The organism is Streptomyces antimicrobicus, assembly GCF_020532625.1.
Lineage (GTDB): Bacteria > Actinomycetota > Actinomycetes > Streptomycetales > Streptomycetaceae > Streptomyces > Streptomyces antimicrobicus.
Genome location: NZ_JAJAUY010000214.1, coordinates 1 through 7048, shown reverse-complemented (window position 1 = coordinate 7048; position 7048 = coordinate 1). Strand labels below are relative to the sequence as shown.

Annotated in this window: 6 protein-coding genes; 2 read left to right on the top strand and 4 right to left on the bottom strand. The window is 73.5% G+C overall.

Annotated elements, in window-relative coordinates; genetic code table 11:
• Together LG632_RS29050 and LG632_RS29045 are read left to right on the top strand one after the other, a co-directional pair.
• Positions 1–382, top strand: a 382-nt coding sequence (locus LG632_RS29050; protein ID WP_226730848.1) for an Hsp70 family protein, incomplete at its 5' end; no start/stop codon positions are given.
• A gap of 55 nt (positions 383–437) precedes the next feature.
• Complete coding sequence (locus tag LG632_RS29045) at positions 438–770, top strand: hypothetical protein (protein WP_226730839.1); 333 nt, start codon at positions 438–440, stop codon at positions 768–770.
• A 96-nt stretch (positions 771–866) separates the two neighbouring features.
• Here LG632_RS29045 and LG632_RS29040 read toward each other — a convergent pair whose 3' ends face one another.
• From LG632_RS29040 to LG632_RS29025, 4 genes are all read right to left on the bottom strand, one after another.
• Positions 867–1466 (bottom strand): TetR/AcrR family transcriptional regulator, encoded by a 600-nt coding sequence (locus LG632_RS29040; RefSeq protein WP_226730838.1) that lies wholly within the window; start codon positions 1464–1466, stop codon positions 867–869.
• Positions 1467–1512: 46 nt separating this feature from the next.
• Positions 1513–3573: a galactose-binding domain-containing protein gene (locus LG632_RS29035; protein WP_226730836.1), complete on the bottom strand. Its 2061-nt coding sequence runs from the start codon at positions 3571–3573 to the stop codon at positions 1513–1515.
• Positions 3574–3685: 112 nt separating this feature from the next.
• The gene (locus LG632_RS29030; protein WP_226730827.1) at positions 3686–6148 is read right to left on the bottom strand and encodes a SpoIIE family protein phosphatase; all 2463 of its coding nucleotides are present in this window, start codon (positions 6146–6148) and stop codon (positions 3686–3688) included.
• Positions 6149–6392: 244 nt separating this feature from the next.
• Positions 6393–6788, bottom strand: a complete 396-nt coding sequence (locus LG632_RS29025; RefSeq protein WP_226730821.1) for a nuclear transport factor 2 family protein — start codon at positions 6786–6788, stop codon at positions 6393–6395.
• Between the last annotated feature and the right edge of the window lie 260 nt (positions 6789–7048).

Genomic DNA, 7048 nt, shown 5'->3' with positions numbered 1-7048 from the left:
GTACCAGACCGAGAAGTTCGTCAAGGACAACGAGGCCAAGATCCCGGCGGACGCGCGGAGCGAGGTGGAAGGCGCCCTCACCGACCTGAAGGAGAAGCTCAAGGGGGAGGACACGGCGGGGATCCGGGCCGCCACCGAGAAGGTCGCCGCGGCCAGCCAGAAGATCGGCCAGGCCATGTACGCCGAGGCGCGGGCGGCGCAGGGCGCACAGGGCGCGGCCGGTACCGGCAGCGGCTCGGGCTCGGCGTCGGGCTCCGGCTCCGGCTCCGGCGACGCGGATGCCGAAGCCGGCGGAGCCGCCCGTCCCCGTGAGGACGACGTGGTCGACGCCGAGATCGTCGACGACGACACGACCGGCACCGCCCAGGGCGGCGCGGCGTGAACGGCGTGCACGGCGCGGACCGTGTCCCGCCCCGACCGCGGACTAGGCTCGCCCCGTGACCGAGAACGACATCAAGCTCAAGGCCATCGCAGCCCTCACGGCCCTGCGCGGCGGAGCGACGGAGAGCTTCGTCTCCGACCTGCTCGGTGAGGTGATCCCCGACCAGTTCGTGGTCCCCGCCAACGGCAGCCCCGAGGAAGTGGGCCTGTCGATGCTCCGTCAGCTCTCCGACCCGCTGAGCGCCCTGATCACCGGGTTCATCCTGGCCTTCGACGCGGTGGCCGACGCCTACGACGAGGCGGGCTCCGAGCCGAGCTCCGAGGAGATCCTCCAGCAGGTCGCCCTGGGGCTCGCCCGGGACGACCCGGAGCAGGAGGGGCTCGACTGAGCGGGCTCCGCCGCGCGGGCCCGGGCGGCGGGCCGGTCGGCCGTCGTGCCGGTCAGCCGTCGTGCGTCGGCAGTCGTGCGTCGGCCGTCGTGCCGGTCAGCCGTCGTGCCGGACCAGGCCCGCGACATGGTCGGTGATGGTGTCGAGCATGTCCTTCCAGGCCGCGTCCGGGCCGAGGACCAGCACGTTCAGGGTCAGCCCGTCGGTCATCGCGGCCAGGTAGCGGGCCAGCACCGGCACCGGCACCCGCAGTTCGAACTCCATGCTGTCGCGCAGCCGGCCGATCAGCTCGGCGTAGGTGTCGCAGTACATCTCGTACTGCCGGCGCGCCAGATGCTCGAACCCGGGCCGGCGCAGGGCGTACTGGGTGAGCTCGTAGGTGAGCATGTGCTCACCCGGATGCGCGGACACGTGGTCCCAGTACGCCTGGAAGCCGGCCCGGACCGTCTCGCGCAGGCCGCTGCGCGGGCGCAGCGCCTGCCGCACCACCGAGGCCGAGTGCTCGGTGATCGTGGCCATGACGGCCTCCAGCAGGGCCTGCTTGGAGTCGAAGCAGTAGTGGAAGACGCTCAGCGACACGCCCGCCTCGGCGGCGATGGAACGCGTCGTCGTGTTCGCGACGCCGTCGCGGGTCATGGCGCGGATGGCCGCCTCGGTCAGCTGTACCCGCCGCTCGGCCAACGGCATCCGCGCCATGGACCCTCCTTCCGTCCGCTTCCGTCCGCGTCGGTCCGCCCGACCGTCAGCCGCTGTAGACGCCGACCTCGTACAGGGAGTACCCCCACTGGGTGCCGCGCTGCACCCCGTGGACCCGTACGTAGCGCGCCGGCACCCCGGCGAACCGCGCCGTGTCCAGGCCGCCGTCACCCGCGGTCGTCGACCACGCCGTCTGCCAGGCCGAGCCGTCCGCGGACACCTCGATCCGGTACGCCTTGCCGTACGCCCGCTCCCAGTCCAGCGTCACGCGCCGCACCAGCTGGGACGAGCCCAGGTCGATCTGGACCCACTGGTCGTCGCTCCAGTCGCTGGCCCACCGGGTGGCCCGGGTGCCGTCGACGACGAGCCCCGGGGCGTAGCTGACGAACGGGTTCCACTCCGCCGAGCTCGCCGCGACCGGCCGGCCCGCGGCCAGGTTCACCCCGGCCCGGTGCCGCTCGGACCCGCCCCACGTGGTCAGGTAGGACTCGGCGCCCTTCATCAGGTCGTCGATGACGCCCTGGCCGCCGACGATCTGGATGTCCTCCAGCCAGTCCGGGACCAGGCCGTAGTGCGCGGCGCCGTCCGTGTTGAGGTCCCAGGTGCGCTGGCCGGTGGTCTGCCGGTCGATGACCGAGCCGCCGTCGGCGCTGCGGAAGGGGTAGCGCACCGGGTTCGGGGTGCCGGCGCCCCGCGGGCCGGGCCAGCCGCCGACCCCGTTCATGTCGGTGCCGTAGCCGTAGCCGACGTTGTACTTCTCGCGCAGCGCGTCCGTGCGCCGGGCCTCGTTGCTGAAGGCCTCGGCGCCGTTCATGTACTGGGTGGCGAACCCGCCGAGCCGGTAGAGCCGCTCCAGCCAGTCGCTGTCCATCCAGCTGTGCGAGGAGATCACGCCCGGGTAGGACTCGGACTCCAGGATGTCGAAGGCGCGTCCCGCGGCCTTGACGCTCATGTGGTCGATTTCCAGCATCATCTTGCGCTTCATCATGCCGCGCACCGCGTACTCGCCCAGTTCGGTGAGCCCCCGGGTGTTGCACCGCGCGTCCCCGGAGTACGAGGGCACCGAGACCCCCGCCGGGAGCTGCTTCTGCGCCTCGGGGGCCGCCGCCAGGCCGATCGGGTTGTCGTGCTGCGGGCCCGTGCACTTCTCGGTCTGCCAGAAGGTGCCGGTCGACAGGAACTGGCCCACGTTGATCGCCGTACCGAGCGCGCCCTCGTCGAAGCGCACCCCGCACAGGGCGTTGTCGAACTTGTGGCACAGGAACATGCTGCGCACGCCCAGCCCGTACAGCTCGTCCAGGCCGCGGTCGATGTCGGCCCTGCTGCACTGGGCGACGTCCAGGATCATCTTGCAGCCGAACGGCTCGGAGGTCTCCACGCCGAGCACGACGGCCAGCTTGCCCTGCTCGATCACCTGCCGGGCCTGCGCGGAGTCGGTGACGATCCGGAACCAGCCCTTGCCCGGACCGCCGTGCATCGAGTCGATGTAGGACTGCATCTCGTACGTCTTCTGCGCCTGCAGCCGGATCGAGGTCATCTCGTCGCAGCTGCGGTCCTTGAAGAAGTACACCGAGCAGATGACCCCGTTGGTGACGAGGTCGTTCACCAGCACGCGCTGGCCGCCGCGCCAGGCCCGCTCGATCCAGGCGTAGTAGTTCTGCTGGTGGGTCAGCGAGTCGTGGGCGGGCCAGTCCTTGAACGTCGGCCAGCCGTCGGGGTCGTGCTTGCCGTCGCCGCCCTTGGTGATGAAGTCGAAGACGGCGAGCGTGCCGTCCGGGTAGTGCTCGGGGCAGTCCTTGAGCGCGTCGGCGATGCCCTGCGGGGAGAAGGCCTTTCCGCAGATCAGCCGCCCGCCGAAGGCCTCGTTGGACATGATGTGGTCGTGCGCGTCCACGAAGCCGCGCACCTTGCCCTGGGCATCGGTGCCCTTGAAGGGCTCGCCCGTCACGTTGATCTGGGAGTCGGGCGCGGGCCGGGCGGTCGGGTTCCACCAGCCCGGTTCGGTGGCTGCGGAACCGGTGCCGGGCATCAGCACCAGGGCGACCAGGGTGACCAGCAGCGAGAGGACCGCCGTGCGCCTTCGCCGGTGGGGGGTACGTCGTCTCATGGCATCACTCACGTCGTCGTCGAGCGAGGGTGGGGGAGCGCGACGAGAATCCCGACCTGCGGCGACGGAGTCAAGAGTCCGGGACGCTTGACCTGATGCTGCGTCAACTTCGTTATGTCGTAGGGGTGATCGACCGATCGGCGGCCGGGGCCGCCGGCAGCGTCTGCTCGGTCCAGATGGTCTTGCCGCGCCACGTGTAGCGGCTGCCCCAGCGATGGGTGAGCTGGGCGACCAGGAACAGGCCGCGCCCGCCCTCCTCCTCGGTCCGGGCCCGCCGCATCCGCGGCTGCGTCGCACTGCCGTCCGCGACCTCGCAGATCAGCGTGCCCGCGCGGACCAGCCGCAGCTCGACCGGGCCCCCGCCGCCGTACCGCAGGGCGTTGGTGACCAGTTCGCTCGCCACCAGCTCGGTCGTGAACACCAGCTCGTCCAGCTGCCAGCCCGCCAGCTGCCGGGCGACCAGTTCGCGGGCCACGGCCACGTTCTCCGGCTCCGGGTCCAGCATCCAGGCCGCCGTGTCGGCCACCGGCACCACCCGGGTCCGGGCCAGCAGCAAGGTGACGTCGTCGTCCAGCGGGCCCGGCGCCAGGGTCTCCACCACCGCGCGCCCGGTCTCGCGCAGCGGCCGGGCCAGCGGCAGCGCCGCGCGCAACTCCCGGCACAGCGCGGCCATCCCCACGTCCAGGTCCGTCCGCCCCGGCTCCACCAGCCCGTCGGTGAACAGCGCGAGCACGCTGCCCTCCTCGACCACCAGCTCCTGCCGCTCGAACGGCAGTCCGCCCACCCCGAGCGGCGGCCCGGGACTCAGGTCCGGGTACCCGCCGGTGCCGTCCGGGCCCAGCACCACCGGCGGGGGGTGACCGGCGCTGGCCATCACGCAGTGCCGGGTGACCGGGTCGTAGGTCAGGTACAGGCAGGTCGCGCCGTACGAGTCGAAGACGCGCTCGGAGCCGGCGTCCGCGCCGCCGCCCTGCCCCTCCCCGTCCGGCTCGTCCACGTCCTCGTCCGCGTCGTCCTCGTCGTCGCGGTCGGCGTCCTCGCGCCGCTCGTCCAGCATCAGCTGCACGACCAGGTCGTCGAGGTGGGCCAGCAGCTCGTCGGGCTCCAGGTCCAGATCGGCGAGGGTCCGCACGGCCGTCCGCAGCCGGCCCATCGTGGCCGTGGCCTGCAGGCCGTGTCCGACGACGTCGCCGACGACGAGGGCGACCCGAGCGGAGGACAGCGGAATCACGTCGAACCAGTCCCCGCTCGCCCCGGTCGCGGCCCCCGTGGGCAGGTACACGCTGGCGGTCTGCACGGCCGCGCTCTCGGTCACCGGCGGCGGCAGCAGGCTGCGCTGGAGCCGGACCGCCACCCGCCGCTCCCGCGCGTACCGGCGGGCGTTCTCGACCACCAGGGCGGTGCGGGAGGCGATCTCCTGGAGCAGCGGAAGGTCCTCCTCGTCGAACGCCGGCCGCCGTTGCGGGGAGCGCCGTACGACGATCCGGCCGAGGACGCTGTCCTGGGCGCGCAGCGGCACGCTCATCCCCGCCGGATCGGCGAGCCCCTCCGGCTCGCCGGCCGCTCCGGGCCCGGTTCCGACCTCGGCCCCCTCCGGCACCGCCCCGCCGCCGGCCACCGCCGTGGCGACCCGGCGCAGCGGGGCGGGCCGGCGCGCCCCCGGGCCGCCCGGCTCCTGCCGGGATCCGGGCCGCTCCCGGCCCGCCAGCGCCCAGCCGGCCACGTCCACCGCGGCCACGTCCGCGAACTCCGGCACCAGGACGTCCACCAGCAGCCGGGTGGTGTCCTCGACGGACAGCGAGCCGCTCAGCGCCTCCGTCGCCCGGTGCAGCAGCTCCAGCCGCTGGGTGGCCCGCTGCTGCTCGGTCACGTCCGTGAACAGCGAGGTCACCCCTATGACCCGGCCGTCGGGAGCCTGCAACCGGAACGCCGACAGCGACAGCGTGCGCCCCTCCCGCGGGTCGACCACCGTCCGGACCAGCACGTCCGCCTGCACCACCGGCACGCCCGTGCGCAGCACCTGGCCGAGCAGCGTGTCGATCGCGCGGGCGTCCTCCTCCCACACGAAGTCACCCAGCCGGTGCCCCGCCAGCTCGGCCGGCAGCCCCGTGTACGGGAGCAGGGGGGTGTTGGTGCGGACGATCCGGAGTTCCTCGTCGAACACCGCCAGCCCCACCCGGCTCTGCAGGAACAGCTCCTGGATGAACGCCACCTCGTGCCGCCCGGCGGCCACCACCTCGGCCGGGGCGCCCAGGACCAGCCACCGCGGGCCCCCGCCCTGCGGCCCGCGCCCCACGGGCGAGATGTGGAAGGAGGCGTGCAGCTCGGTGCCGTCACCCGTCCGCAGGACCGTGTCCCCGTCCCACTCCTCGGTGCCGGGCAGCCGCCGCATGTTCGGCCAGCGGTCCGGGTCCGCCAGCAGGGCGCGCACGGACAGCCGGTACAGCTCCTGCGCCGGCCGGCCGAGCAGCCGTTCCGCCCCCGGGGTGCAGCACAGCACGGCGCCCGCTGCGTCCAGGACCAGGGCGGCCAGGTCGGCCGTGTCCCAGGGGGTCCCGTCGCCGGCACTCCGCATACGCACCACACCTCACCAGGCGGAAGCGACAACCCCTGGTCAGATTGTCCCGCAGAGCCGGGCGCCCCGCCCGGAGTGTTGGGCCGCCCGTACCGCCCCCCTGCGCGCGAGTGGCCCGCGCCGGGCCCCGGGGCGACCATGAGGGGACCGGGGCCCCTCGGACCGTGAGCAGCCGATCATGGACAGCCGCCGCACGGACGTACCGGTCGTGGGCGCCGGCCCGCGCCGGTGGTCAGGACGGTCGTCAGGGCCGGTCGGACCAGGCGAAGGCCGAGATCCGCCAGCCGTCGGCGGTCCGGACGAACTGGAAGGACTTCGTCCCGCCGCCCTCGAAGGGTTCCCCGTCGAGCACGCCGGACTTCTCGTACGTGCCGAAGCGCGCCGCGACGTCCCCGGCGATCTCGGTCCGCTCGGAGGTCTCCCACTCCGAGAACCCGACGAGCCGGCCCTCGGCCAGCAGCTTCTCGCGGGGCTCGACGAAGGCGTCCACCGTGTACGCCGTGAAGTCCGGGCCGGTCTTGACGATCACCCCGCCCGGCAGCATCAGCCGGCGGACGCGCGCCACGTCGGCGGCCCCGTGGCGGTTGTCGAAGGCGCCGAAGAATTCGGCGGTCAGCTGGTCTATCTCGGCCTTGGACATGGCGGGACCGTAACATGCCCGCGGCGGGCGAGAGTTGGGGCGGGCGGGAGTGGGAGCGGGCGCCTCGGTGCCGGCGGGTGCACCGGGCCCGGGCGGCTACTCGTACGATGACCCCGTGACCGCAGCCGACCAGCTCCTCAGCCGCCGCCCCACGGGCCGCGGCTTCGCGCTGTTCGCGCTGCTGGTGCTGGCCGGCGTCCTGGCCATGCACGCCCTGGCACCGGGCCCCCTCGCGTGGGCCCCGGCCGCGTCCCACGCGG

Coding starts and splice junctions, on each gene's coding strand:
- LG632_RS29040 (WP_226730838.1), bottom strand. CDS start 1,466: ATGGCGCGGATGCCGTTGGCCGAGCGGCGGGTACAGCTGACCGAGGCG.
- LG632_RS29035 (WP_226730836.1), bottom strand. CDS start 3,573: ATGAGACGACGTACCCCCCACCGGCGAAGGCGCACGGCGGTCCTCTCG.
- LG632_RS29030 (WP_226730827.1), bottom strand. CDS start 6,148: ATGCGGAGTGCCGGCGACGGGACCCCCTGGGACACGGCCGACCTGGCC.
- LG632_RS29025 (WP_226730821.1), bottom strand. CDS start 6,788: ATGTCCAAGGCCGAGATAGACCAGCTGACCGCCGAATTCTTCGGCGCC.